The following is a 515-nucleotide window of genomic DNA, read 5'->3' as shown; positions in this document are numbered from 1 at the left end:
GGCGAGGCGGAGATCCGGGCCGGGCTGCTGGAGATCTGGGAGGTGATGCGGGCGTGCGTGGAGCGGGGCATGACGCGTGAGGGCATCCTGCCCGGGGGGCTGAAGGTGCGGCGCCGCGCGGCGCAGTCCGCCCGGCAGTTGCGGGCCGAGGGCGACCCGTCCACCCGGGCGATGGAGTGGATCACGCTGTACGCGATGGCGGTCAACGAGGAGAACGCGGCGGGCGGCCGCGTGGTGACCGCGCCCACGAACGGCGCCGCCGGGATCATCCCGGCCGTCCTGCACTACTACCTGCAGTTCGTCTGCTCGCCGTCCACGTCCGCCGCGGACCGGGACGACGCGGTGGTGCGCTTCCTGCTGGCCGCCGGCGCGATCGGCATGCTCTTCAAGGAGAACGCCTCCATCTCCGGCGCCGAGGTCGGCTGCCAGGGCGAGGTCGGCTCCGCCTGCTCCATGGCCGCGGGCGGCCTCGCCGAGGTCCTGGGGCTCACCCCGGAGCAGGTCGAGAACGCGGC

At 74.4% G+C, this 515-nt stretch carries 1 protein-coding gene; it reads left to right on the top strand.

Translation table 11 applies throughout. The annotated features are described in order from the left end of the window. A partial coding sequence (locus AC3ERT_RS36660; RefSeq protein ID WP_435179525.1) for an L-serine ammonia-lyase, iron-sulfur-dependent, subunit alpha occupies window positions 1–515 on the top strand: 515 nt, incomplete at both ends.

The sequence above is a fragment of the Actinacidiphila sp. bgisy145 genome (genome assembly GCF_057708125.1).
Note: the sequence above shows the minus strand (reverse complement) of the source record. Positions and strands in the feature narration are given on the sequence as shown.